The organism is Hydrogenophaga sp. FG152, assembly GCF_057809615.1.
The window spans coordinates 198,060-220,264 of record NZ_JBMDKH010000008.1 but is presented as its reverse complement, the minus strand read 5'-3'; the positions used below and the strand labels follow the sequence as shown (position 1 = coordinate 220,264).

Below are 22,205 nucleotides of genomic sequence, written 5' to 3'. Positions count from 1 at the left end.
TCACCCGAAACTCTCGTTTCCGAGAGCCTCCGTCCCCCCGTGGCCGTGCCCTTGTCAACCTGCGGCGGCGTTCTCCCTCGTGCGGCAGGGCAGGCTGAACACGAAAACACAGCCCGAGGGGTGCGCACCGTGCACCGCAACGCCGCCGCCATGTGTGTGCGCAATGTCACGGACGATGGGCAGGCCCAGGCCGGAGCCCGGGTCGGCGGCGGCGCTGACGTAGCGCTCGAAGATGCGATCCCGGTCGGCCTGCGGCACACCGGGGCCCCGATCGGCCACCGCCACGTGGGCCTGGTCGGGCGTGACGCTCAGGCGCACCTCCACGCCGTGCGCCGCGCCCTGGCCATGCCGCTCGGCGTTGTGCACGAGGTTGTTCAACGCGATCTTGAGCAACGCGGGATCCGCATCCACCCAGCAGGGCGACGTGGGCGCGATCCGCAGCCAGCCAGCGTGCGGGTACTGCGCCACCAGTTCGCGCAGCAACCCACCCAGCTCCAGCCGTTCGCGCAAAGCCGGGTCGACCAGCCGGTCCTGCAACCGGTCCTGCCGGATCAGGTCGTTGGCCAGCTCGATCAACCGCTGACTGGCCTGGCGCATGTTGGCCAGGCGCTGCGCCACGTCGGCGGGGATCTGGTCCCGCAGGTAACGCAGCGAGTCGAGCGAAGCCTTGATCACCGCCGACGGCGTGCGGAACTCGTGCGAGGCCATGCTCAAGAGCTGGCGCTGGCGGGTCTCGGCCTGCTGCACCTGCGTCAGCGCGGCCTGCAGTTCCTGCGTGCGGTCGGCCACGCGCGCCTCCAGCACCTGGTTCTGTTGCGACAGCTGGTCGTTGAGCGCATGCCGCTCGGCTTCGAGGTGCCGGTTGCGGCGCCGCACCTGATCGATGAAACCCCACTGCAGCAGGATCAGGTTGCAAAGGCCGGCCACCTGCCAGCCGTAGAGGGCGACGTAGCCGTAGGAGAACCAACCGAGATTGGCGCCCAGGTTGTGCAACGACAGCAACGCGAGGACCAGCAACGGCAGACCGTAGCGGCGCACCAACCGCTCACCGCGCAGCATCTGCTGCACGATCACGCCGGCCGCCGCCAGCAGCAGCGGTGAACTCAGCAAGTGCATCAGCCCCGGCACTTGCAGCGAGCCGAACAGCACGCCCAGAGCCGTGGCGCCGATCAGCAGCCAGCCCCAGGCTGCCAGGACAAGGTGCACCCACCGCCGCAGGTCGAACAGGCGCGTGATCAGCAGCAACGGAAACGCCAGCGACAGGATCGCCAGCGCGCTGGTAAGCGTGTTGACCTGCGACAGGTCGCGCCAAGGCAGGTGGCGGTAGGCCAGACCGTCGACACAGAACCAGACGCCGGTGGTGGCGCCGACGTAAGCGAGCCAGAGCAGGTAGACCGGCTTGCGCTGCGTGGCGTACTGACCCAGTGCGACCAGCACCAGCGTCAGGCCGATCGCCAGCGCGCCACCCAGCACCAGATGTTCGATGGCTGTGCGCGCGAGATAGCCCTCCAGCCGGTGGAGCGTGACCATGGCGACTTGCGTGCTGGTGGTGTCCAGCCGCAGCAGCACCGTGGCCGGCCCGTGCGGCGGGTGCACGAAGAAGGCGGGTTTGAGCCCGCGCAGGGGTGTCTGGTCCGGCGGCACCTGATCGCCCGCGTTGCCCAGGGGCTGCAAGCGCCCGCCGTCGACGGCCAGCCAGCCCGTGACACGGTCGAGGAAGGCCGGGCCGACCTCCAGCACGGCGGGTTCGATGCCCAGGGCATTCAGGTCCAAGGTCAACGCCAGCCACACCGGCGCTTTGCCGTAACCGCGCCCCAGGTGGCCCGGCACGGGCTGGAAATCGCCGGCCCGGTAGCCCGCCAGCGCCGCCTCAGGGCTGGCATAGGCGACACCGGGGGCGCTGGCCTGGAGCTGGCCCGCCAGCGAGAGCGTCTGCTGCCCCGGCGCCAGCGCCACCGCGGCCGGCCCGGCGGCCGACGCCAAGGGGGTGACCCACCACAGACACACAAACAGAAGAAGGCAGCAAGTTCTTGTTAGCATCGCGGCCAATTTTCGTCGACTGCCTGCATGCAAAAAGATTCGTACACCGTGGCGCTGGTCGAGGATGAGGCCGTCCTGCGCCAGGAGATGGCCTTCCAGCTCGGTCACATGGGGTTTTCCGTCGAGACCTTCGAGGCCGCGCCCGCGCTGTACCGCCACCTCGCCACGCGCCCACGCGCCATCGTGGTGCTGGACATCGGTCTGCCCGGTGAGGACGGCCTGTCGGTCTGCAGGTACCTGCGCGCCCACGATGCGCAGATCGGCATCGTGTTCCTCACCGCGCGAGGCCTGCGCGACGACCGGTTGCAGGGTCTGGCTGAAGGAGCCGATGCCTACCTCGTGAAACCGGTGGACATGGACGAACTTGCGCTTGTTTTGCGGCGCCTGGGCGCTCGCTTTGCCGCGCTCAAGGCCGCAGCACCGGTGCCCGCGGCGGCCTCCGGAGGCTGGTCCACCGACGAACTCAGCGGGCACCTGATCGCACCCAACGGCGCGCGCCTGCGCCTATCGGTCAACGAAGGCCAGGTTCTGCGGCAGCTCATGGACAAGACCGGCGCCGTGTGCCGCCCGATCGACCTGGCGCTGGCCATGGGGCTGCATCCCGACGAATTGGACCGCCACCGCCTCGAGGTCATCATCAGCCGCCTGCGCAGCAAGGTGGTGCGCGAATGCGGCCTGCACCTGCCACTGCGCGCGGTGCGCAACCAGGGGTACCTGCTGGACACCGGTGCCGGCGGAGCTTGACGCCCCTCAAGCCACCGGCTTGCGCACTTCGTCACCGTCTGCCGCGACCGGCGGCATCGCCGAGCGCGGGTCCCGCTGGGTCTGAAGGAATCCGCGCGCCAGATCGAGAAACCCTTGCGCCATGCGCTGCACCGGCTTGTCGCGCAGCACCAGCGCGCGGACGTGCAGCTCGCCCACCTGGGGCAATGTGAGCGAAGCCCCAACCCGGGGCCGCGCGGCCGATGGCGCACAATCACGCCTCCGGCATGAGGACCGCTGATGAACACCGAACTCGAAAACCACAAACTCGAAAAACGCCTGTGCCGCGAGGTCGGCCGCGCGATCGTGGACTACAACATGATCGAGGAAGGCGACCGCGTGATGGTCTGCCTCTCGGGCGGCAAGGACAGCTACGGCATGCTCGACATCCTGCAGAAGCTGCAGGCGCGCGCGCCCGTCAGTTTTGAACTGATCGTGGTCAACCTCGACCAGAAGCAGCCCGGTTTTCCGGCCGACATCCTGCCCGCCTACCTCACGAAACTGGGCGTGAAGTTCCACATCGAGAACCAGGACACGTACTCCATCGTCAAGCGCGTGATCCCCGAGGGCAAGACGATGTGCAGCCTGTGCAGCCGCCTGCGCCGGGGCATCCTCTACCGCGTGGCCAGCGAGCTCGGCGCGACCAAGATCGCGCTGGGCCACCACCGCGACGACATCCTGCAGACCCTGCTGCTCAACATGTTCTTCGGCGCCAAGCTTAAGGGCATGCCCCCTAAGCTGGTGAGCGACGACGGCCGGCACGTGGTGATCCGCCCCATGGCCTATGTGGCCGAGAAGGACCTCAGCCGCTGGGCCGAACTGCGCGAATTCCCCATCATCCCGTGCACGCTGTGCGGCAGCCAGGAAAACCTGCAGCGCAAACAGGTGGGCCTGATGCTCAAGGACTGGGAGAAGCGTTTCCCGGGCCGGATCGAGAACATGTTCACCGCCTTGCAGAACATCGTGCCCAGCCACCTGATGGACCGCTCGCTGTTTCCTTTTGAAACCATCCAGGCCACGGGCGAGGCCAGCGAGGACGGCGACAAGGCTTTCGACGACGAGCCGCTGCCCGGGGCGGCACGCGCCTTGCCCCCTGAAACGGACTGGCCCGCACCTCAGGGGAACGCTTCGGCGCCCGCCGCAGTCATACCGATTGCCGCGGCGCACTGAGTTTTCTCCTCGGGCGCCCGCCAAGGCCATTCAGGAGGTTTCATGACCATTCAACAGCTCTTGCGCCCCTTCAAGGTGTGGGGCGCCGCCACCGCCCTGCTGGTGCTCAGCGGTTGCGCCAGCGTGTACCTGGTGGACAACGAGGTGCAGAGTTTTGCGCGCTGGGCCGACCAGGCGGGCAAGCCCGGCACGCCGGTGACGATTCCGCAGGCGCCGCAGATCTACCGCTTCGAGCGCCTGCCCTCGCAGCGCGAAGGCAAGATCGCCACCGGCCAGGACGAACTGGAGCGCCTCGCCCAGCAGGCCCTGGTGAAGGTGGGCTGGACCCGCGCAGCCGAAGGCACGGCATCCCCCTGGCTGGTGCAGGTGGACGCCAGCACGCTGCGCCTGCCGCGCGCGCCCTGGGAAAGCCCTTACGACGGCTACTGGGGTGGCTATTGGGGCGGCGGCTTCGGCCCCGGCTTCGGTTATGCCATGCCCGGGCGCGACTACGTGGTGACCGGTCGTGGCCAAATCATCTGGATGCCGATGTACCCGCGCATGGAGTCGCCGTACTACAAGCGCGAGGTGTCGCTGGTGATCCGCCACGCCGCCAGTGGCAAGGTGGTGTACGAGACGCGCGCCGCGCACGATGGCCGCTGGAACAGCACCAACGGCCTGTGGTCGGCCATGCTGGACGCCGCACTGCGCGACTTCCCGGCACCGCCGGAAGGCCCGCGCCAGGTCAACATCGAAGTGCCCCGCTGACCGGCGGGCGGCCCGGCGTGGCTCAGCGGGTCGCGCGCTCCAGCAGTTCGCGGATCGCCTCGCCCAGGGCGTCCATGCTGTCCTGCTTGCCCATCACGTCGCTCACGCCAGCCTCGGTCGCCTCGGCGATCAGCTTGTCGTTGACGTGCCCCGAGACGATGGCCACGCGCAGGCCCGGGCGCAGCTGGCGCGCCTCGCGCGCCACGTCCACCCCCGAGATGCCCGGCATGTTCTGGTCGGTCACGACCAGGTCCACCGGTTCGTCGGGGTGCTCGCGCAGCCAGGCGATCGCCGCCTCGCCCGATTCGAAGGTGCTGGTGCGGTAGCCCTGCTTGCGCAGCAGGCGCCCGACCAGAAACACCAGGGCCTCGTAGTCGTCGATGTAGATCACGTGTTTGCCGGGCGCCACCGGCGCGGCAGCCGTGGCCACGGTGACGGGTGCAGGCGCGGGCGCCTCGTCGGCGGCCCCGGCGGCCAGGGGCAGGTAGACGTCGAAGCGCGCGCCCTCCCCGGGGCGGCTGTGCAGCGCGATCACCCCCCGGTGGGCCTTGACGATGCCATGCACCACCGCCAGGCCCAGGCCGGTGCCCGCACCGGGCGCCTTGGTGGTGAAGAAGGGCTCGAAGATGCGTTGCTGCGTGGCCTCGTCCATGCCGGGGCCGTTGTCGGCCACGCTCAGGCAGGCGTAGGCGCCGCCGGCCAGGCCGCCCAGCTGCAGGCCTTGCGAGGCGTCCAGCCGCACATCGCGCAGCGCCACGGTGATGTCGCCCGAACGGCCTTCCATGGCCTGCCAGGCGTTGGTGCACAGGTTCATGAGCACCTGCTGCATCTGGGTCGCATCGGCCAGCACCGGCAGCCCCGCGGCGGGCAGGCGAGCCACGAGCTTGAGGCTGGCGGGCAGCAGCGAGCGCATCAGGCCCAGTGCCTCCTCCACCAGCGGGGTGAGCGGCTGGCGCACCATTTCCTGCGTCTGGCGCCGGCTGAAGGTGAGGATCTGCTGCACCAGCTGGCGCGCGCGGATGGCGGCGCGGTTGATCTCGGTCAGGCTCTCCTGCGCCGGGTGCTGCTCACCCAGGTCTTCGCGCGCCAGCACGAGGTTGCCCAGGATGGCGGCGAGCAGGTTGTTGAAATCGTGCGCCACGCCGCCGGCCAGGGTGCCGATGGCCTCCATCTTCTGCGACTCGCGCAACTGCGCTTCGAGCGCGCGGTGTTGCGCCTCGGCCTGCTTGTGCTCGGTGATGTCGGTGTGCGTGCCGATCATGCGGGTCGGCTGCCCGGTCTCGTCGCGCGCGATCACCATGCCCCGGGAGAGCACCCATTTCCAGCGGCCGTCCTTGCAGCGGATTCGGTGTTCGTTGCGGTACACCGGGGTTTGGCCCTCGAAATGCGCCTGCCGGTCAGCCAGCATCTGCGGCACATCGTCTGGGTGGGTGCGCGCATCGAGCTCGGCCGACATGTTGGCGATGTCCTCGTCGTCGTAGCCGAACATCGCCTTGATGCCAGGCGAGAAGAACTCTTCGCCGGTGGTCAGGTTCCAGTCCCAGACACCGTCGCCCGCGCTCTCCAGCGCCAGCTTCCACAGCGCCTCGCTGGCGTGCAGCGCGGCCTCGGCCTCCTTCCGGTCGGTGATGTCGAACAGCACACCCACGCGCAGGAAGCCGGTGGCGTCGGCCGACACCGCGCACGAGCGGTTGCAGATCCATTTGATGGTGCCGTCGGGCAGCACGACCCGGAACTCGGTTTCCAGGGTGGACTGCCCGGCCAGAATGGCCTGGCGGTCGCGCTCCAGCATGGCCTGGTCTTCCGGGTGAAAGTAGCGCTCGAGCAAGGCGGGGTTGCGCATCAGGTCGTCGGCCTCGAAGCCGTAGATGTCGCGAATGCCGGCACTCAGGAAACGGTACTCGCGCCCGCCGTCGTTGCGCACGTACACGGCGAACACGGCGCCAGGCACCTGGGCGGTGATCAGGCGCAACTGCTCCTCGCTCTCGCGCAGGGCTTTCTGGTCGCGCATGCGGTCGGTGATGTCCTCCACCGTACCTTCGTAGTACTGCAACACGCCCGCCGCATCGCGCACGCCGTGCGCGTTCTCGCTGATCCAGACGCGCTCGCGCGTCTTGTGGCGGTGGATTTCGGAAATGAAGCCGCGCACAAAGCCATCGCGTTCGAGCTGGCGCTTGAATTCGGCCCGGCGGGTAGGATCGACGTACCACTCCTGGGCGATGTCGTTCACCGACGCCAGCATCTCCCGCTCCGACGCGTAGCCGTTGAGCGACACCAGTGCCTGGTTCGCCCGCAGCATCCGCCCCTCGGGTGAACTTCGGTAGGCCCCGATCGGCAGGAAATTGAAGAGCGTGGAAAAATCCCCGTCGAGCGGGGACGGCGGCGGCGTCATGCAACGAATTGTCTCGCAAACCCCGGTTTTCCTGACGTTTCGGCACGCGCGACAGTGGCGCCCCCGGTACAGTTGCAGTCTTTCGCCCGCGTTCAAGGACCCCCCTTTGCAAGTCACCCGCATCCTGGCCGTGCGCCATGGTGAAACCGCCTGGAACCGCGACACGCGCATCCAGGGCCACACCGACATCGCCCTCAACGAGCGCGGCCGCTGGCAGGCCGCCCAGCTGGCCGAAGCGCTGCGCGACGAACCGATTGCCGCCGTCTACGCGAGCGACCTCGGCCGCGCCTTCGAGACCGCGCAGGCGGTCGCCCGCGTCAAGAACCTGAGCGTGACGCCCCACCAGGGCCTGCGCGAGCGCCATTTCGGGCGTTTCGAAGGCCAGACCTGGGCCGAGCTCGAACAGCGCTGGCCGACCGAGGCCCTGGCCTGGCGCAAGCGCATGCCCGATTTCGCCCCCGCTGGCGGCGAATCGCTGGAACAGCTGCAGCGCCGCGTGATCCCCACCGTGCTCGAACTGGCCTCTCGCCACCCGGGGGAACAGGTGCTGATGGTCGCGCACGGCGGCGTGCTCGACATCCTCTACCGCGCCGCCACGCGCCTGGAACTCACCGCGCCGCGCAGCTGGGAATTGCCCAACACCGCCATCAACCGCCTGCTGTGGTCGCCCGAGGGCCTGAGCCTGGTGGGCTGGGCCGACACCAACCACCTGCAATCCGGGGCCCCCCTCGATGAACGTGCAACTTGACCCTGCGCGCAGCTCGCGCTGGCAGAACGCCCAGGCCCTGATCGGCCAGGATGTGGCGCAGCTCGACACCCCCGCCCTGGTGGTCGACCTCGACGCCATGGAGCGCAACCTCGCTCACATGGCGGCCTACGCGCGGGCCCACGGCCTGCGGCTGCGGCCGCACGCCAAGATGCACAAGAGCGCCGAACTCGCCCGGCTGCAGATGGCCCATGGCGCGGTGGGGGTCTGCGTGCAGAAGACCGACGAGGCCCTGACGCTGGCCCGCGGCGGCGTGACCGACATCTACATCAGCAACGAGGTGATCGCCCTGCCCAAGCTGCAGCGGCTGGCCCAGGCGGTGCGCACCCTGCCCGACACGCGGTTCGCCCTCGCGGTGGACAGCGCGGCCGGCGTGCTGCGCCTGGCGCAGGCGCTGGAGGCCGCCAGCGTGGGCGGTGAGAACCGCATCGACGTGTTCGTGGAGATCGACGTCGGCCAGGGCCGCTGCGGCGTGCCGCCGGGCGAACCGGCCGTGGACCTGGCCCGCCTGATCGCCCAGCACCCGGTGTTGCGCTTCGCCGGCCTGCAGGCGTACCACGGCGGCGCGCAGCACCGGCGCGACCCGGCCGAGAGGGCCAAGGCCATCGGCGAGGCGGCCTGGGCCGCCGCGCTCACGCGCGAGCGGCTGCAGGCCGCAGGTTTCACGGTGCCGCTGATCACCGGCGCGGGCACGGGCACCTTCTCCCTGGAGACGGCCAGCCACGTCTGGGGCGAGCTGCAGGTGGGCTCCTACCTGTTCATGGACGCCGACTACGCCCGCAACGAAAGCGCGCCGCTGGCCCCGGTGTTCGAGCATGCGCTGTTCCTCAAGGCGCAGGTGATGAGCCGGGGCGCCCAGCACGCGGTGTGCGACGCAGGCCACAAGAGCCACGCCATCGACAGCGGCCTGCCCGCGGTGTGGAGCCCACCGGGCCTGGTGTTCGCCAATGGCGGAGACGAGCACGGCATCCTGCGCGCGGCCCACGCCGGCCAGGCCCTGCCCGACCTGGGCGACACGGTCTGGCTCGTGCCTGGCCATTGCGACCCCACGGTCAACCTGCACGACCTCATGTTCGGCGTGCGCGGCGGCCTGTCCGAGGGCAAGGTGGAGCGCCTGATCGCCGTGGACACGCGCGGCGCGCTGGGCTGACCCAGCCTCGCCAGCTCAGGGCGCGAACACCACCGCGTCCAGCCCCAGGGCGCGGATGCGCGCTGCCGCTTCATCGGCCGTGGCACGGCTGGCAAACGGCCCGACGCGAACCCGGGTGAGCTCGCCCTTGGGCGATTCGACCTTCTGCAGGATCGCCGGGAAACCGGCTTCTACCAGGCGCGCGTGGGCCTTGTCGGCGTTGGCCGGGTCGGCGAACAGGCCGACATTGATGCCATGGGCCTGCGGCACCACCGCCGCTGCCCCCGTTGCCTTGGGGGCCACGACCTTGGCGATCACCACCTTCGCGGGCTCGGACGGTGCGGCCTTGGCCTCCACGGGTGGCTCGGCCGGCGGGCTGTCCGCGACGGAGGATGGCAAGGCCGGCAGCGTCGGTGGCGTCACGATCACCGGCGCGGGTTCGGGCACCGGTTCCGGCGCGGCTGGCGGTGCGGCGGCCACCGCTTGTTCGACCGGCTCGGGTTCGGCGGCGGGCGTGGCGGGTGCGGCTGGAGCGGCCGGTGCCGGCGCTTCGAGGAGTTGGGCTGCCGGCGCCGGCAGGCCTTGCTGGAGCCCGCCGCCCAGCCAGCCCGCTCCCAGCGCACCGGCCAGCAGCAGATTGACCACCACCAGCGCCCCCAGGCGCCGCTTCGAACTCGCCCGTTTTTCCAGCGCCGCGCAGGCCTCGCGCACGGTGCGGGCTTCGCGCACGGCGCGCGTCATGCGGCGGCGGGTGTCGGCGTGCAGCAAGGCGTTGCCGTAGGCGCCGGGGATCGCGATGCTCAGCAACAGCAGCGTGAGCAGCACGCCCCATTCCACCGACGGCGGCCACTGCAGGAAGCGCCGGGCCGCCACCAGCACCAGCAGCGCCAGCCCCTGGGCGCAGGCCAGGTACACCAGCGCCGCGCCCCAGAGCTGGCGGAACACCAGCCAGTTCAGGGTGAGCAGGCCGGCCACCGGGTTCCAGACCGGGCTGGCGCGACCGGCGTCGTCGAAACGCTCGAAGACGGCCAGGTAGTGCCCCGTGTTCACCGGCCCCAGCGCGGCGCGGTACAGCGCGGTGGTGGCACTCTCCGGGGCGGTCGCGGTGGGCGGCGGGTTGCTGGACATGCCCGCGATTCTGGCACGGGCATGCGGGTTGATGCCAAGGGTGAAAACACCGGCTTCTGCCCACAATGCGCGCATGTCCCGCTTCCGCTTTGCGCGCCTTCCATGAGCCCGAGCCAGATCATCGTGCTGGCCACGCCGGTGTTCTTCGCACTGATCGCGATCGAGTACGCCATCGGCCGCCGACGCCGGCACAACACCTACCGGCTCGACGATGCCATCAGCAGCATCGGCCTGGGCATGCTCAGCCAGATCAGCGCGGTGTTCACCCGGCTGCTGCGCGTGGGCCTCTACACCGCCGTGTACTCGGCTGTCGCGATCTGGCCCGACCACCCGTTCTGGACCAGTTGGGCCGGCTGGCTGACCGCGCTGGTGTTCTACGACTTCTGCTACTACTGGCTGCACCGCGCCGGGCACGAGAGCGCCGTCTTCTGGGCCGCGCACGTGGTGCACCACCAGAGCCAGGACTACAACCTCTCCACCGCGCTGCGCCAGACCAGTTCGGGCGCGCTGCTGGGCTGGATCTTCTACCTGCCCATGGCGGTGGCCGGCGTGCCGCCGCTGGTGTTCGGCGTGGTCGCGCTCATCGACCTGCTCTACCAGTTCTGGGTGCACACCGAGCAGGTCGGCAAGCTGGGCTGGTTCGATCGCTGGTTCTGCAGCCCCTCCAACCACCGCGTGCACCACGCGGTGAACGACCGCTACCTCGACCGCAACTACGGCGGCATCCTGATCGTGTGGGACCGCCTGTTCGGCAGCTTCAAGGAAGAGGATGAGAAGTGCGTCTACGGCACGCGCAAGCCTTTGCAGAGCTGGGACCCGCTGTGGGCCAACGGCGAGGTGTACTGGGGCCTGCTGCGCGACAGCTGGCACACCCGGCGCTGGGCCGACAAGCTGCGCGTGTGGTTCAAGCCACCAGGCTGGCGGCCGGCCGACGTGGCCGAGCGCTTTCCCTCACCCGCGTTCGACCTCGCCAGCGTGCAGCGCTATGCGCCGCCCATGAGCCCCACGGTGCGCTGGTTCGCGGGCGCGCAGTTCGTGGCCCTGCTCGTGGGCGTGGGGGGCTTCCTGTGGTTCGCCGACGCCTGGCCGCTCTCGCGCAGCGCCGTGGTGTTCAGCGTGCTGCTGGTGGCGCTGTGGGCCATCGGCGCGGTGATGCAGGGGCGCATTGGCATGGGCGAGGCGCTGCTGATCGAATGCGGCGCCCTGGCCATGGCCACCGCCGCGCTGGGCTGGGTGGATCTGCACCGGGTCTTCAAGCCGCTGGCCATGCTGATCGCGATGGCGGTGGTGTGGGCGCATGCGCGCGCCGCGGGCGGCGTGCGGCGCGCGGACGCCCTGCTGCTCGCCGCGCTGGCCTTTTCCTTGGCGGGAGACGCCTTCCTGATGTTCCCGGGCTACTTCATCCCGGGGCTGGTGGCTTTCCTGCTGGCCCACCTGGCCTACATCGCGCTGTTCCACCAGGGCCTGCCCTGGTTCCCGAGCCGCCGCGCCCTGGTGGCCACGCTGGGCCTGGGCGTGGCGATGTACGGCTTCCTGTGGCTGGGCGGCCTGCCGGCCGGCCTGCGCGCCCCGGTGGCGGCCTACGTGCTGGTGATCGCGCTGATGGCAGCGCAGGCCATCGGCCGCGCCAGCGTGCAGCGCGACCGCGCGGCGCTGGCCGTGGCGCTGGGTTCGGGTTTCTTCATGCTGAGCGACTCGCTGCTGGCGACCAACCGCTTCGTGTCGCCGCTGCCGATGTCGCAGGTGTGGGTGCTGAGCACCTACTACGCGGCGCAGGCGCTGATCGTGGCGGGCATGCTGCGCGGCCGGCGCGCCGGTGCCGAACCGGCCTCGCTCACGGCCTGGCCGGCGGCGCGCTCTTCGCTCGCAGACGGGCACCCACACTGACCATCCGGTCCGACAGCTGCCCGAGCCTGGCGTCGGCCTGCGCGGCATCGACGGTGCCCCGGTGCTTGCCGACCTCCAGCGTCATGACCTCCAGCACGAGGCCGTGAAGCTCGCGGATGTCCGCGATCGTGGGCATAGGGGGTTGGGGGCCAAGCGCGGCGAGTTCTTCGCCCATCGCCCGGTACGCCGGGATGTGGCGCTGCGCCATCGCGTCGACGAATTGCGCCCGGCTCAGGCGCCCGTCCTTGTGGTCCCTGGCGTCCTGCTGCAGCGCGGTCTCGGCGGCCCTCAGGCGGGGCAACAGGTCAGCCAGCAGCGATTGCGAGCCCAACAACTGCCGGTGGTCCACGCCGGGCTTGGCCAGCCCCACCAGCGCGCCCACCAGCAGCACCGTGGCGGCCACGGCCATCACCTGGCGGCGCTGGCGCAGACCACGCGAGGCGCGCTCGTCGACCAGCTCCACCAGCAGCCAGGCCAGCAGGGCCCCCATCACCAGGCCACCCACGTGGGCCGCGTTGTCGATGCCCGGACGGGCAAAACCCTGCCCCAGCATGATCGCCACGAACAGGCCCTGGCTGGTCAGCAGCTGCGTCGCCATGGCCTTGGGCACGCTCGCACGGTGCTGGTAGACGCCGACCATCAACGCCCCCAGCACGCCGAACACCGCGCCCGAAGCCCCCACCGACACCGCGTGCTGCGAGGAGAAGTGAAGGCTGAGCGCGCTGCCCGCGAGCCCTGCCGCGAGGTAGATCAGCAGGAACTGGCCGTTGCCGAACCAGCGGCACACCCGCCGCCCGGTATCCCACAGCGCGAACATGTTCAGGCCCAGGTGCAGCGCGCCGCCGTGCAGCGCGGTGGCGCTGAGCAGGCGCCAGTACTCGCCATCGCGCACCACGGCCGTGGCCGAGTTGGCGCCCCAGGCAAACAGCTCGGCCGAAGTGGGCTTGGTGGGGCTCATGCCGTCGAACAGGTTGAGCACCCACACCACCACGTTGACGGCGATCACCGCGTACAGCGCCCAGGGCGTGGGGGTGAGGGTGCGCAGGCGCTCCTCGAACGCCTCGTGCGCCTGCCAGGCATCCAGCCGCTCGCTCAGGGCCGCGCGGGCCTGGCCGGTGGCGTAACGCTGAAAACCCTGCAGCGCCGCCTGCACGGCGGGCTGGCGCTCGGTGCGGCGCAGCGGCGCCAACGCGATCACGCGCTTGAGCCCCCTGCGGAACAGGCCTGCGGTTGCGGCCTGCGAAACCGCGCCCTCGCGCAGCTGGATCTGGATCTGGTGCTGGCCCTGTACCGAGAGGTGCTCCACATCGGCGATGTCGCTCCAGGGAATGGTCTGCCCCTTGAGCAGGTAGCCGCCGATGCCCTCGGGGCCGACGCGCAGGATGGGGTGCGCGCTCAAGAGGGGCTGCAGCAGCAGCCAGGCCATCGCCCCGAAGAAGAGCGCCAGCGCGCCCAGCAGCCAGGTGCCGCGCGGGGAAGCCACAGCGCCCGCCGCGAAACCCGCGGCCATGAGGGCCACGAGCGCCGCCACCCAGGCCGCGCTGCCGCGCCAGCTCGCGCGGAACTCCTGGCTGTGTGCCGGCACGCCTTCAGTCGGCGAAGAGCTCGCCGGCGTTGCTCGGCGGCGCCACGCCCAGATGGCGGTAGGCCGCCAGCGTGGCGATGCGCCCGCGCGGCGTGCGCTGCAGGAAGCCCTGCTGGATCAGGTAGGGCTCGATCACGTCCTCGATGGTGTCGCGCTCCTCGCCGATGCTGGCCGCGATGTTGTCCAGCCCGACCGGCCCACCGTCGAAGCGGTGGATCACGGCTTCGAGCAGCTTGCGGTCCATGAGGTCGAAGCCCTGCGGGTCCACGTCCAGCATGGCCAGCGCGCGGTTGGCGATGTCCTGCGTGATGGTGCCGCGGCCCTTGACCTCGGCGAAGTCGCGCACACGGCGCAGCAGGCGGTTGGCAATGCGCGGCGTGCCGCGCGAGCGGCGCGCGATCTCGAAACCGCCTTCGGGGTCCATGGGTGCGTTCAGCAGACCGGCGCTGCGCTTGACAATGCGCGCGAGTTCCTCGGCGGTGTAGAACTCCAGCCGCGCGACGATGCCGAAGCGGTCGCGCAGCGGGTTGGTGAGCATGCCCGCGCGCGTGGTCGCGCCCACGAGGGTGAAGGGCTGCAGGTCCAGCTTGATGCTGCGCGCGGCCGGGCCTTCGCCAATCATGATGTCGATCTGGTAGTCCTCCAGCGCCGGGTACAGGATTTCCTCGACGACCGGGCTGAGCCGGTGGATCTCGTCGATGAAGAGCACGTCGTTGGCCTCGAGGTTGGTCAGCAGCGCGGCCAGGTCCTTGGGTTTTTCCAGCACCGGACCGCTGGTCTGGCGCAGGTTCACGCCAAGCTCCTGCGCGATGATGTGCGAGAGCGTGGTCTTGCCCAGCCCTGGCGGGCCGAACAGCAGCACGTGGTCCAGCGCCTCGCTGCGCTTCTTGGCCGCGCCGATGAAGATCTCCAGCTGCTCGCGCACCTTGGTCTGGCCCACGTACTCGTCGAGCAGTTTGGGGCGCAGCGCGCGCTCGATCGCCTCTTCCTTGGGCGAGGCGGGCGCGGCGGACACCACGCGCGGCGCGGGGGTGAAATCGTCGGTCTGGATGCTCATGGTTTATTTGGCCAGCGCTTTGAGCGCGAGCTTGATGCCTTCGCTCACACTCACGTCCTTGGGCAGGGCCTTGAGCGCGGCCGTGGCGTCCTTGTCGCTGTAGCCCAGGGCCATCAGCGCCTGCTGGATGTCGCTCTGCACGTCGCTCTGGGCCGGGCCGGCGCCGGGCAGGTTCAGGTCGGCGCCGAGCTTGCCCTTGAGTTCGAGCAGCAGGCGCTCGGCGGTCTTCTTGCCGATGCCGGGCACCTTGACGATGCGGCCGGTTTCCTGCGCGCTCACCGCCTGCGCCAGGTCGGTCACGCTCATGCCCGAGAGCACCGACAGCGCGGTGCGCGGGCCCACGCCGCTGATCTTGATGAGCTGGCGGAACGCCTCGCGTTCCGAGGAGGTGCCGAAGCCATAGAGGATCTGGGCATCCTCGCGCACCACGAAGTGCGTGAGCAGGGCCACCTTCTCGCCGGTGGCGGGCAGGTTGTAGAAGGTGCTCATGGGCACATCCACCTCGTAACCCACGCCATGGCAGTCCAGCAGGATCTGGGGCGGATTTTTTTCCAGCAGCGTACCGGTCAACTTGCCTATCATCGGGAAATTCCTTTCCAGTCGTTCGCGGGGCCGCCCCCAAGAACGACTGCACCCCCCTCGGGGGGCCTGGCACCGCCAGGGTTGGGGGCCATCAACTCACTGGATTATCGGTTTGATTCTCAGGCACACCTTCTCCCCACCGGACAACACCCGCATGGCGCACCTGTGCGGCCCCATGGACAGCCACATCCGCAGCATCGAGGCCGCTTTGCAGGTCAAGGTGGCGCACCGTTTCGAGCAGTTCCGCATCGAGGGGCCCAAGGCCAAGGCCACCCAGGCGCTGGAAACGCTGCAGGCGCTGTACGAGATGGCGAAGAAGCCGATTCCGGCCGAACAGGTGCAGCTCATGCTCAGCGGCGACACCGCCCTGGCCGAGCCCGGCGACGGCGCGCTGGCCATGCAGACCCGGCGCGGCGAGGTGCGCGGGCGCACGCCCAACCAGGCGCGCTACCTGGAAAACATGGCTACGCACGACATCACCTTCGGCATCGGCCCGGCCGGCACCGGCAAGACCTACCTGGCTGTGGCCTGCGCGGTCGATGCGCTGGAGCGCAGCGCGGTGCAGCGCATCGTGCTCACGCGCCCGGCGGTGGAGGCGGGCGAGAAGCTCGGCTTCCTGCCCGGCGACCTTGGCCAGAAGGTGGACCCCTACCTGCGCCCGCTGTACGACGCGCTCTACGACCTGATGGGCGCGGACAAGGTTCAGAAGGCCTTCGAGCGCCAGCAGATCGAGATCGCGCCCCTGGCCTTCATGCGCGGGCGCACGCTCAACCACGCCTTCGTGATCCTGGACGAGGCGCAGAACACCACCGTGGAGCAGATGAAGATGTTCCTCACGCGCATCGGCTTTGGCAGCAAGGCCGTGGTCACGGGCGACGTGAGCCAGATCGACCTGCCCCGCACCCAGCTCAGCGGCCTGATCGATGCCGAGCGCGTGTTGAAGCGCGTGCAGGGCATCGCATTCACCCGCCTGTCCAGCGCCGACGTGGTGCGCCACCCCCTGGTGGCGCGCATCGTGGACGCCTACGACGCGCGACCGATCAATCGCGACGATGCCCTGCCCACGATCGCGCCCGCGAAGCGCACGCGCCGCACCGCCAACTGACACGCCCTTTTTCCCATGCGCCCACGCACCCTGCTCACCAGCTTTGGCCTTTTGGCCATGCTGGCCCTGGACGCCACCGCCCAGGTCTCTCCTCCCGCTCCCATGGCCGTTCAACAACCGCAACTGATCTTCAGCAGCCAGGCCGTGCGCTACAAGTGCGACGGCGGGCGCGAGATCGAACTGGCCTACCTGAACCTGAGCAACGGCACCACCTTCGCGGCGCTGCACCACAACGACCGGACGCTGATGCTGCAGGGCCGCCGCGCCACCACTGGCGTGCGCTTCTTCGCGCTCGACGACCAGTCGCGCCTGAGCTGGTACACACAGGGCATGAAGGGTGAATTGAGCGCCATCGCCGCCGACCCCAACGCGCAGGACCAGATCCTGCTCGCCAACTGCTTCGCCCAACCGGCCAAACGCTGATGGCCCGCCTGCCCGCCCTGAGCCTGTCCCTGCAGTTCGGTGAGCTCGCCGACGCCGCCGCGCACCGCGCCGCCCTGCCCCGCCATTGGGTGACCCGCTGCATCCGCCACGCGCTGGACGCCGATGCCGAGATCACCGTGCGCATCGTCGACGCCGAAGAAGGCCAGGCGCTCAACCGCGGCTACCGCGGCCGCGACTACGCCACCAACGTGCTCACCTTCGACTACGCCACCGAGCCGGTGGTGATGGCCGACCTCGTGCTCTGCGCCCCCGTGGTCGCGCGCGAAGCGGCCGAACTGAAGAAGCCCCTGGCCGAGCACTACGCCCATCTGCTGGTGCACGGCACCTTGCACGCGCAGGGCTGGGACCACGAAACCGGCGAGCAAGACGCCGAGGAGATGGAAGCGCGCGAGACCGAAATCCTCGCGGGCCTGGGCCAGCCGAACCCTTACGCCTAGGCAGTCATCCGCAGCGGGATGGTCACCGGACCGTCATTGACCAGGTGCACCTTCATGTCGGCCCCGAAGCGGCCGGTCTGCACCAGCGGGTGCTGCACGCGCGCCGCCTTCACGAAGGCCTCGTAGAGCGCCTCGCCCAAGGCGGGCGGTGCCGCGCCGGTGAAGCCTGGGCGGTTGCCGCTCTTCGTGTCGGCCGCGAGGGTGAACTGGCTCACCACCAGCAGGCCGCCGCCGATGTCCTGCACGCTGCGGTTCATCTTGCCGGCCTCGTCGCTGAAGATGCGCAGCTTCAACACCTTGGACAGCAGCTTCTCGCCCACCGCCTCGGTATCCTCGGGCTCCGCGCACAGCAGCAGGAGCAGGCCCGGGCCGATGGCGCCCACGGTCTGGCCGTCAATGTCCACACGCGCTTCGCTCACGCGCTGCAACAGCGAAATCAAATCAGGTCCTTCTGGTCGTCAAAGTGGGCTTCCACGTCGCTCGGCAGCAACTGGATGGAGGCACGCAAGCCAGGCACCGCGCTCATGAGCGCCTGTTCCACGCTCGTGCGCACCGCAGCGGCGCGCCCGAGGGACCAGCTGGCCGGCATGTGCATGTGGAGGTCCACGAAACGGCGCTGTCCCGCCTTGCGCGAGCTCACGTGGTCGAAGCGGATGATCGCGGCCTCGCCGCGCGTGGATGCAAAGCCGTCCAGCGCCTGCTGAATCGTGGCCATCACCTCGGGCTCAACCGCTTCGTCCATCAGACCCTGGGACGACCGCCACATGAGGTGAACACCCTCCTTGAGGATATTGGCCGCAACCGCCATGGCCACGAGGGGATCGAGCCACAGCCAGCCACTGAAGTGAACCAGCGCGATGCCGACCACCACGCCGGCGGAAGTCCACACATCCGTCACGAGGTGTCTGGCATCGGCATCCAGCGCGATCGAGCGATGCTCCTTCGCGGCCCGAAACATCACCCACGCCAGCAGACCGTTCAGTCCGGAGCTCGCCATCGACAAGGCCAGACCCCAGCCGACCCGCTCGATGGGTTGCGGATCGAGCAGTCGGTGCCCGGCGGCCCAGATGATGCCGAGCGCCGCCGCGATGATGAGGATGCCTTCGAAGCCCGATGAAAAGTACTCGGCCTTGTGGTGACCATAGGGATGGTCTTCGTCGGCGGGCCTGGCGGCGATGGTCACCATCACCAGGCCAAAGACCGCGCTGGCCAGGTTCACCAGCGACTCCATGGCATCGGACAGCAGGCCCACCGAATCGGTGACGACCCAGGCCAACGTCTTGAGCGCGATGGTGACCACCGCGACCACGACCGAGGCCATCAGCAGGCGCTGGGGGGTAAGGAAATGGGCGGGGACAAAACGCATGCCGCCATTGTGCCGGCTGCGGGCATGCCAGAATCCGCCGCATGTGGCAGTCATGGCAACGCTTGAAGTGGTGGGTGAGCGGCGGAATCCTGCTGTCCCTGGCGGGCGCGGTGTTGCTGGCGCGCCTGTCGCTCGATGAACAGCGCGCGCTGTTCGAGACCGACGCGCGCATCGTCCACCGGCTGCTGAGCCAGCAGGTGGTGCAGCACGACGCGATGCTGGCCACGCTGGCGCTGCTGCAACCCGTGCCCGACAGCAGCAGCGGCGCCTCTTCGCCCGAGCAACGCCTGCCGGTGCTCTACCCGCAGATCCTCAGCGTGCAGCGCCGCGACCCCGACCAGCGCTGGAACGATCCGCAGCTCAAGCAGGCCGAGACGCGCTCGCGCCAGGCGCGCCGCGCCGCACTGGGCGGGTTGGACCTGCCCGCCGGACGCTACCAGGTGGTGCTGGCCGCCACGCCCACCAGCTACGCGCTGACGATCGACGTGCGCGCCATGGTGCCCTGGTCCGAGTGGCCCATGCAGGCCGACACCAGCCCGGTGCGCGTGACCCTGGAACACGAGGGCCAGCGCTACGTGGTGCAACCCGGCGCCGCCCTGGACGAGCGGCCCACGCGCGGCTGGCACTTCGCCTTTCACAAGCTGCTGGCGGCCGAGAGCCAACCCTTCGACGTGGTCGCCACCCTTTCGGTGGGCTGGAGCCAGCTGCCCTGGGGGCTGATGCTGGCCTGGGTGCTGGGCGTGACGGCGCTGCTGGCGGCGCTGCACCACCTGCAACGCCAGCGCAGCGCGCGCCGCCGCGCCGAGGAGCTGCTGCGCCTGGGCCAGGTGGCGCGGCTGAACACGCTGGGTGAACTCGCCGCCGGCATGGCGCACGAACTGAACCAGCCGCTGACCGCCGTGCTCGCCAACACCCAGGCCGCGCAGCGCCTGCTCAACGAAGACCCGCCCGAACTCGCCACCGCGCGCAGCGCCATGCTGCAGGCCGCGGCGCAGGCGCGCCGCGCGGCCGAGGTGGTGGGCCGCCTGCGCCAGACCGTGGAGCGGCCCGACCGCAGCGGCCAGCACCAGCCCGTGGCGGCGGTGGAGGCCGTGCGCCGCGCGCTCTACCTGCTGGAGCCCGAGTGCCAGCGGCGCGATGTGGTGCCGGCGCTCGACGCCGCGCAGGCGGTGACGGTGCTGGCCGACCCGGTGGCGCTGGACCAGATCGTGCACAACCTGATCCTCAATGCGCTGCAGGCGCTGGAGCAGGTGCCTGCCGCGCAACGGCGGCTCACGCTCACGGTGTCGGCCAAGGACCGCCGGGGCGAGATCACCGTGGCCGACAACGGCCCGGGCATCCCGCCCGAGGTGCTGCCGCGCCTGTTCGAGCCGTTTTACTCCACGCGCAAGGACGGACTCGGCCTGGGCCTGAGCCTGTGCGAAACCCTGGCCAATGGCATGGGCGGCACGCTGGACGCGGCCAACGCGCCCGAGCGGGGCGCGGTGTTCCGGCTGCAACTGCCACTCGCGGACGGTCTCCCATGAGCCACTCGCCCGACACCCTCTCGCCCACGGTGCACCTGATCGACGACGACCAGGCGGTGCGCGACAGCCTGGGCCTGCTGATCGGCACCGTGGGCCTGCGCGTGCAGCCCTGGGGTGACCCGCAGGCCTTTCTGAGCGATTTCGACCGCGAGGGCATCGGCGCCATCGTGCTCGACGTGCGCATGCCCGGCATCAGCGGGCTGAGCGTGCTCGACACCCTGGTGGCGCAGGGCGTGGACCAGCCGGTGATCATGCTCACCGGCCATGGCACGGTGGACATGTGCCGGCGCGCGTTCAAGGCCGGTGCGGCCGAGTTCCTGGAAAAGCCGGTGAACGACGAGGTGCTGCTCGAAGCCTTGCAGAACGCGGTGCGCCAGCACGTGCGCTCGCGCCAGCGCAACGAGGCCGACCGCGCCGCGCGCGAGCGTTATGCGCAGCTCTCCGAGCGCGAGCGCGAGGTGCTGGGCCTGATCGTCGAGGGCCTGACCAACAAGGAGATCGGCCGCGCGCTCGGCCTGTCGCCGCGCACAGTGGAAACCCACCGTGCCAACCTGTTCGCCAAGCTGCAGGCGCCCTCGCTGGCGCAGCTGATCCGGCACTACGCCGCGCTGGTGGACGCCCAGGACACGGCCGGCCCGGGCGGCGGCAACGGCAACGGTACTGCGTAGTTCTACGGAGGGCCGCGCGTAGGCGCCCGAATGGCCGTTTCGGGCGCGGATTTCTACAGTTCTCCCACGGTTGATCGAACCGTTTCACAAAACCCGGAGAACACCATGCAAGCCCTCGTCAAAGCGTCCATCCTCGCCGTTTCCCTCAGCGCCGCCGCCCTGGCCAGCGCGCAGAGCGTGCGTGTGGAAAAGAACATGTCGCTCGAACTCGCCACCCAGATCGCCAGTGCCACCGTCGCGGCCTGCAGCACCGCCGGCTACAACGTGGCGGCCACGGTGGTGGACCGTGCCGGTGGCGTGCGCGCCGTCATGCGCGCCGACAACGCCGGCCCGCACACGCTGGAAGCCAGCCGCCTGAAGGCCTTTACTTCGGCGTCGGCGAAGAACAACACGCTGGCCATCATGGAAGGCGCGCAGAAGAACCCGGCGGCGGCCAACCTGACGGACATCCCCGGCTACCTGCTGCTGGGCGGTGGCGTGCCGGTGAAGGTGGGCAATGAGGTGATCGGCGCCGTGGGCGTGGGCGGCGCGCCCGGCGGCCACCTGGACGAGCAGTGCGCCATCGCCGCGCTCGACAAGGTCAAGGACCAACTGAAGTGAAACGCCGCACGTTGCTGACGATCACCAGCCTGTTGACGGCGATCGCCTCGGCACCGGCCTGGGCCCAGGTGGCGCCCAGCGCCAGCGAGGCCTCGGCCTACAGCGGCCTGCACGCGGCGGCACACCAGGGCGACGCCGCGAAGATCGCGCGCCTGGTGGCCCAAGGCGCGGCGCTCAACGCCACCGACACGCGCGGCCGCACGCCTTTGCACGTGGCGACCTTCGCGCGGCAACGCGAGGCGATCCGCGCGCTGGTGAAGGCCGGTGCCGACATCAACCGGCTGGAGAACGACCGCTACGACGCCGTGACGATCGCTTCGGTGGCGGACGATGAGGAGACGCTGAAGCTGCTGCTGCAACTGGGCGCGAGCGCGAAGCAGACGACCAGCCGCTACGACGGCACGGCCTTGATCGCGGCGGCACACTTGGGTCACGACGGTGTGGTGCGTCAGCTCATTGCCGCCGGCGCGCCGCTGGACCATGTGAACAACCTGCACTGGACGGCGACGATCGAGTCCATCGTGCTGGGCGACGGAGGTGCGCGCCACCAGGCCACGCTCAAGGCGCTGATCGACGCGGGGGCTGGTTTGCAGCTGGCGGACCGGGCGGGGCAGACGCCTTTGGCTTTGGCGCGGTCTCGTGGGCACTCGGCCATGGTTGCGATGCTGGAGAAGGCTGGGGCTCGCTGAGTCTTTTGCTTTTTTGGCTTCTTCTCTCGGCCTGAGCGCGTGGGGGCGGAGGGCTCCGCGACTGTCCCCCGGGACGGCTTCGCCGCCCCTCCTCCTTTACGTCGCTGCGCCCTCCACCCCCACGC

Annotated in this window: 22 protein-coding genes; 13 read left to right on the top strand and 9 right to left on the bottom strand. The window is 69.9% G+C overall.

From position 1 onward, the window contains the following. Positions 1–54: 54 nt before the first annotated feature. On the bottom strand, positions 55–1,983 hold the full coding sequence (locus ACODTB_RS12230; RefSeq protein ID WP_291121008.1) for a sensor histidine kinase: 1,929 nt from the start codon (positions 1,981–1,983) through the stop codon (positions 55–57). Between the two features lie 84 nt (positions 1,984–2,067). On the opposite strand from ACODTB_RS12230, the gene ACODTB_RS12225 reads away from it, so the two are divergent. Beyond that, positions 2,068–2,784 (top strand): response regulator transcription factor, encoded by a 717-nt coding sequence (locus ACODTB_RS12225; protein ID WP_291121006.1) that lies wholly within the window; start codon positions 2,068–2,070, stop codon positions 2,782–2,784. A 6-nt stretch (positions 2,785–2,790) separates the two neighbouring features. Here the strand turns inward: ACODTB_RS12225 and ACODTB_RS12220 are convergent, their stop codons facing one another. Continuing rightward, positions 2,791–2,961 (bottom strand): hypothetical protein, encoded by a 171-nt coding sequence (locus tag ACODTB_RS12220; protein ID WP_291121005.1) that lies wholly within the window; start codon positions 2,959–2,961, stop codon positions 2,791–2,793. An 81-nt stretch (positions 2,962–3,042) separates the two neighbouring features. Between ACODTB_RS12220 and ttcA the strand changes: the two genes are divergently transcribed. Beyond that, positions 3,043–3,972 carry a tRNA 2-thiocytidine(32) synthetase TtcA gene (gene ttcA, locus ACODTB_RS12215; RefSeq protein WP_291121003.1) on the top strand — a complete coding sequence of 310 codons (930 nt, stop codon included), beginning with the start codon at positions 3,043–3,045 and terminating at the stop codon, positions 3,970–3,972. Positions 3,973–4,014: 42 nt separating this feature from the next. Then, positions 4,015–4,719: a DUF4136 domain-containing protein gene (locus ACODTB_RS12210; protein WP_291121002.1), complete on the top strand. Its 705-nt coding sequence runs from the start codon at positions 4,015–4,017 to the stop codon at positions 4,717–4,719. Positions 4,720–4,741: 22 nt separating this feature from the next. Here ACODTB_RS12210 and ACODTB_RS12205 read toward each other — a convergent pair whose 3' ends face one another. Continuing rightward, the gene (locus ACODTB_RS12205) at positions 4,742–7,111 is read right to left on the bottom strand and encodes a hybrid sensor histidine kinase/response regulator (protein ID WP_291121000.1); all 2,370 of its coding nucleotides are present in this window, start codon (positions 7,109–7,111) and stop codon (positions 4,742–4,744) included. A 106-nt stretch (positions 7,112–7,217) separates the two neighbouring features. Between ACODTB_RS12205 and ACODTB_RS12200 the strand changes: the two genes are divergently transcribed. Next, positions 7,218–7,859, top strand: coding sequence for a histidine phosphatase family protein (locus tag ACODTB_RS12200; RefSeq protein WP_291120998.1), 642 nt, complete (start codon positions 7,218–7,220; stop codon positions 7,857–7,859). Then, positions 7,843–9,027, top strand: coding sequence for a DSD1 family PLP-dependent enzyme (locus tag ACODTB_RS12195; protein ID WP_291120997.1), 1,185 nt, complete (start codon positions 7,843–7,845; stop codon positions 9,025–9,027). The genes ACODTB_RS12200 and ACODTB_RS12195 overlap by 17 nt, the downstream gene beginning before the upstream one ends. A 15-nt stretch (positions 9,028–9,042) precedes the next feature. Here ACODTB_RS12195 and ACODTB_RS12190 read toward each other — a convergent pair whose 3' ends face one another. Next, positions 9,043–10,134 carry an SPOR domain-containing protein gene (locus ACODTB_RS12190; protein ID WP_291120995.1) on the bottom strand — a complete coding sequence of 364 codons (1,092 nt, stop codon included), beginning with the start codon at positions 10,132–10,134 and terminating at the stop codon, positions 9,043–9,045. Between the two features lie 102 nt (positions 10,135–10,236). On the opposite strand from ACODTB_RS12190, the gene ACODTB_RS12185 reads away from it, so the two are divergent. Continuing rightward, positions 10,237–12,021 carry a lysoplasmalogenase family protein gene (locus tag ACODTB_RS12185; RefSeq protein ID WP_291120993.1) on the top strand — a complete coding sequence of 595 codons (1,785 nt, stop codon included), beginning with the start codon at positions 10,237–10,239 and terminating at the stop codon, positions 12,019–12,021. Here ACODTB_RS12185 and ACODTB_RS12180 read toward each other — a convergent pair. The 3 genes from ACODTB_RS12180 to ruvA are packed head-to-tail and all read right to left on the bottom strand — an operon-like array spanning position 11,969 to position 15,245. Continuing rightward, complete coding sequence (locus ACODTB_RS12180) at positions 11,969–13,606, bottom strand: rhomboid family intramembrane serine protease (RefSeq protein WP_291120991.1); 1,638 nt, start codon at positions 13,604–13,606, stop codon at positions 11,969–11,971. The genes ACODTB_RS12185 and ACODTB_RS12180 overlap by 53 nt on opposite strands. Positions 13,607–13,610: 4 nt before the next feature. After that, positions 13,611–14,663, bottom strand: coding sequence for a Holliday junction branch migration DNA helicase RuvB (ruvB, locus tag ACODTB_RS12175; protein WP_291120989.1), 1,053 nt, complete (start codon positions 14,661–14,663; stop codon positions 13,611–13,613). 3 nt (positions 14,664–14,666) lie between these two features. Continuing rightward, the gene (ruvA, locus tag ACODTB_RS12170) at positions 14,667–15,245 is read right to left on the bottom strand and encodes a Holliday junction branch migration protein RuvA (protein WP_291120987.1); all 579 of its coding nucleotides are present in this window, start codon (positions 15,243–15,245) and stop codon (positions 14,667–14,669) included. 112 nt (positions 15,246–15,357) lie between these two features. Here ruvA and ACODTB_RS12165 point away from each other — a divergent pair, with 112 nt between their 5' ends. The 3 genes from ACODTB_RS12165 to ybeY are packed head-to-tail and all read left to right on the top strand — an operon-like array spanning position 15,358 to position 17,231. Next, the gene (locus ACODTB_RS12165; RefSeq protein WP_291120985.1) at positions 15,358–16,350 is read left to right on the top strand and encodes a PhoH family protein; all 993 of its coding nucleotides are present in this window, start codon (positions 15,358–15,360) and stop codon (positions 16,348–16,350) included. Between the two features lie 15 nt (positions 16,351–16,365). Continuing rightward, on the top strand, positions 16,366–16,773 hold the full coding sequence (locus tag ACODTB_RS12160; RefSeq protein WP_291120983.1) for an MliC family protein: 408 nt from the start codon (positions 16,366–16,368) through the stop codon (positions 16,771–16,773). After that, the gene (ybeY, locus tag ACODTB_RS12155) at positions 16,773–17,231 is read left to right on the top strand and encodes an rRNA maturation RNase YbeY (protein ID WP_291120981.1); all 459 of its coding nucleotides are present in this window, start codon (positions 16,773–16,775) and stop codon (positions 17,229–17,231) included. The genes ACODTB_RS12160 and ybeY overlap by 1 nt, the downstream gene beginning before the upstream one ends. Here the strand turns inward: ybeY and dtd are convergent. Both dtd and ACODTB_RS12145 read right to left on the bottom strand, forming a co-directional pair. Then, positions 17,228–17,671, bottom strand: coding sequence for a D-aminoacyl-tRNA deacylase (dtd, locus tag ACODTB_RS12150; RefSeq protein WP_291120979.1), 444 nt, complete (start codon positions 17,669–17,671; stop codon positions 17,228–17,230). The genes ybeY and dtd overlap by 4 nt on opposite strands. After that, the gene (locus ACODTB_RS12145; protein ID WP_291120977.1) at positions 17,668–18,597 is read right to left on the bottom strand and encodes a cation diffusion facilitator family transporter; all 930 of its coding nucleotides are present in this window, start codon (positions 18,595–18,597) and stop codon (positions 17,668–17,670) included. Before ACODTB_RS12145 ends, dtd begins: the two co-directional genes overlap by 4 nt. Positions 18,598–18,638: 41 nt before the next feature. Here ACODTB_RS12145 and ACODTB_RS12140 point away from each other — a divergent pair, with 41 nt between their 5' ends. The 4 genes from ACODTB_RS12140 to ACODTB_RS12125 all read left to right on the top strand — a co-directional run bounded on the left by ACODTB_RS12140 (position 18,639) and on the right by ACODTB_RS12125 (position 22,080). Next, positions 18,639–20,123: a sensor histidine kinase gene (locus tag ACODTB_RS12140; protein ID WP_291120975.1), complete on the top strand. Its 1,485-nt coding sequence runs from the start codon at positions 18,639–18,641 to the stop codon at positions 20,121–20,123. Continuing rightward, the gene (locus ACODTB_RS12135) at positions 20,120–20,791 is read left to right on the top strand and encodes a response regulator transcription factor (RefSeq protein WP_291120974.1); all 672 of its coding nucleotides are present in this window, start codon (positions 20,120–20,122) and stop codon (positions 20,789–20,791) included. Before ACODTB_RS12140 ends, ACODTB_RS12135 begins: the two co-directional genes overlap by 4 nt. Before the next feature lie 105 nt (positions 20,792–20,896). Then, positions 20,897–21,391 carry a GlcG/HbpS family heme-binding protein gene (locus ACODTB_RS12130; RefSeq protein WP_291120972.1) on the top strand — a complete coding sequence of 165 codons (495 nt, stop codon included), beginning with the start codon at positions 20,897–20,899 and terminating at the stop codon, positions 21,389–21,391. Beyond that, positions 21,388–22,080: an ankyrin repeat domain-containing protein gene (locus tag ACODTB_RS12125; RefSeq protein ID WP_291120971.1), complete on the top strand. Its 693-nt coding sequence runs from the start codon at positions 21,388–21,390 to the stop codon at positions 22,078–22,080. The genes ACODTB_RS12130 and ACODTB_RS12125 overlap by 4 nt, the downstream gene beginning before the upstream one ends. Positions 22,081–22,205 lie beyond the last annotated feature (125 nt).

Excerpts from the sequence above, each read along its gene's own strand:
- ACODTB_RS12225 (WP_291121006.1), top strand. The coding sequence starts at position 2,068 with ATGCAAAAAGATTCGTACACCGTGGCGCTGGTCGAGGATGAGGCCGTC.
- ttcA (WP_291121003.1), top strand. The coding sequence starts at position 3,043 with ATGAACACCGAACTCGAAAACCACAAACTCGAAAAACGCCTGTGCCGC.
- ACODTB_RS12210 (WP_291121002.1), top strand. The coding sequence starts at position 4,015 with ATGACCATTCAACAGCTCTTGCGCCCCTTCAAGGTGTGGGGCGCCGCC.
- ACODTB_RS12205 (WP_291121000.1), bottom strand. The coding sequence starts at position 7,111 with ATGACGCCGCCGCCGTCCCCGCTCGACGGGGATTTTTCCACGCTCTTC.
- ACODTB_RS12195 (WP_291120997.1), top strand. The coding sequence starts at position 7,843 with ATGAACGTGCAACTTGACCCTGCGCGCAGCTCGCGCTGGCAGAACGCC.
- ACODTB_RS12190 (WP_291120995.1), bottom strand. The coding sequence starts at position 10,134 with ATGTCCAGCAACCCGCCGCCCACCGCGACCGCCCCGGAGAGTGCCACC.
- ACODTB_RS12185 (WP_291120993.1), top strand. The coding sequence starts at position 10,237 with ATGAGCCCGAGCCAGATCATCGTGCTGGCCACGCCGGTGTTCTTCGCA.
- ruvB (WP_291120989.1), bottom strand. The coding sequence starts at position 14,663 with ATGAGCATCCAGACCGACGATTTCACCCCCGCGCCGCGCGTGGTGTCC.
- ruvA (WP_291120987.1), bottom strand. The coding sequence starts at position 15,245 with ATGATAGGCAAGTTGACCGGTACGCTGCTGGAAAAAAATCCGCCCCAG.
- ACODTB_RS12160 (WP_291120983.1), top strand. The coding sequence starts at position 16,366 with ATGCGCCCACGCACCCTGCTCACCAGCTTTGGCCTTTTGGCCATGCTG.
- ybeY (WP_291120981.1), top strand. The coding sequence starts at position 16,773 with ATGGCCCGCCTGCCCGCCCTGAGCCTGTCCCTGCAGTTCGGTGAGCTC.
- ACODTB_RS12145 (WP_291120977.1), bottom strand. The coding sequence starts at position 18,597 with ATGCGTTTTGTCCCCGCCCATTTCCTTACCCCCCAGCGCCTGCTGATG.
- ACODTB_RS12140 (WP_291120975.1), top strand. The coding sequence starts at position 18,639 with ATGTGGCAGTCATGGCAACGCTTGAAGTGGTGGGTGAGCGGCGGAATC.
- ACODTB_RS12135 (WP_291120974.1), top strand. The coding sequence starts at position 20,120 with ATGAGCCACTCGCCCGACACCCTCTCGCCCACGGTGCACCTGATCGAC.
- ACODTB_RS12130 (WP_291120972.1), top strand. The coding sequence starts at position 20,897 with ATGCAAGCCCTCGTCAAAGCGTCCATCCTCGCCGTTTCCCTCAGCGCC.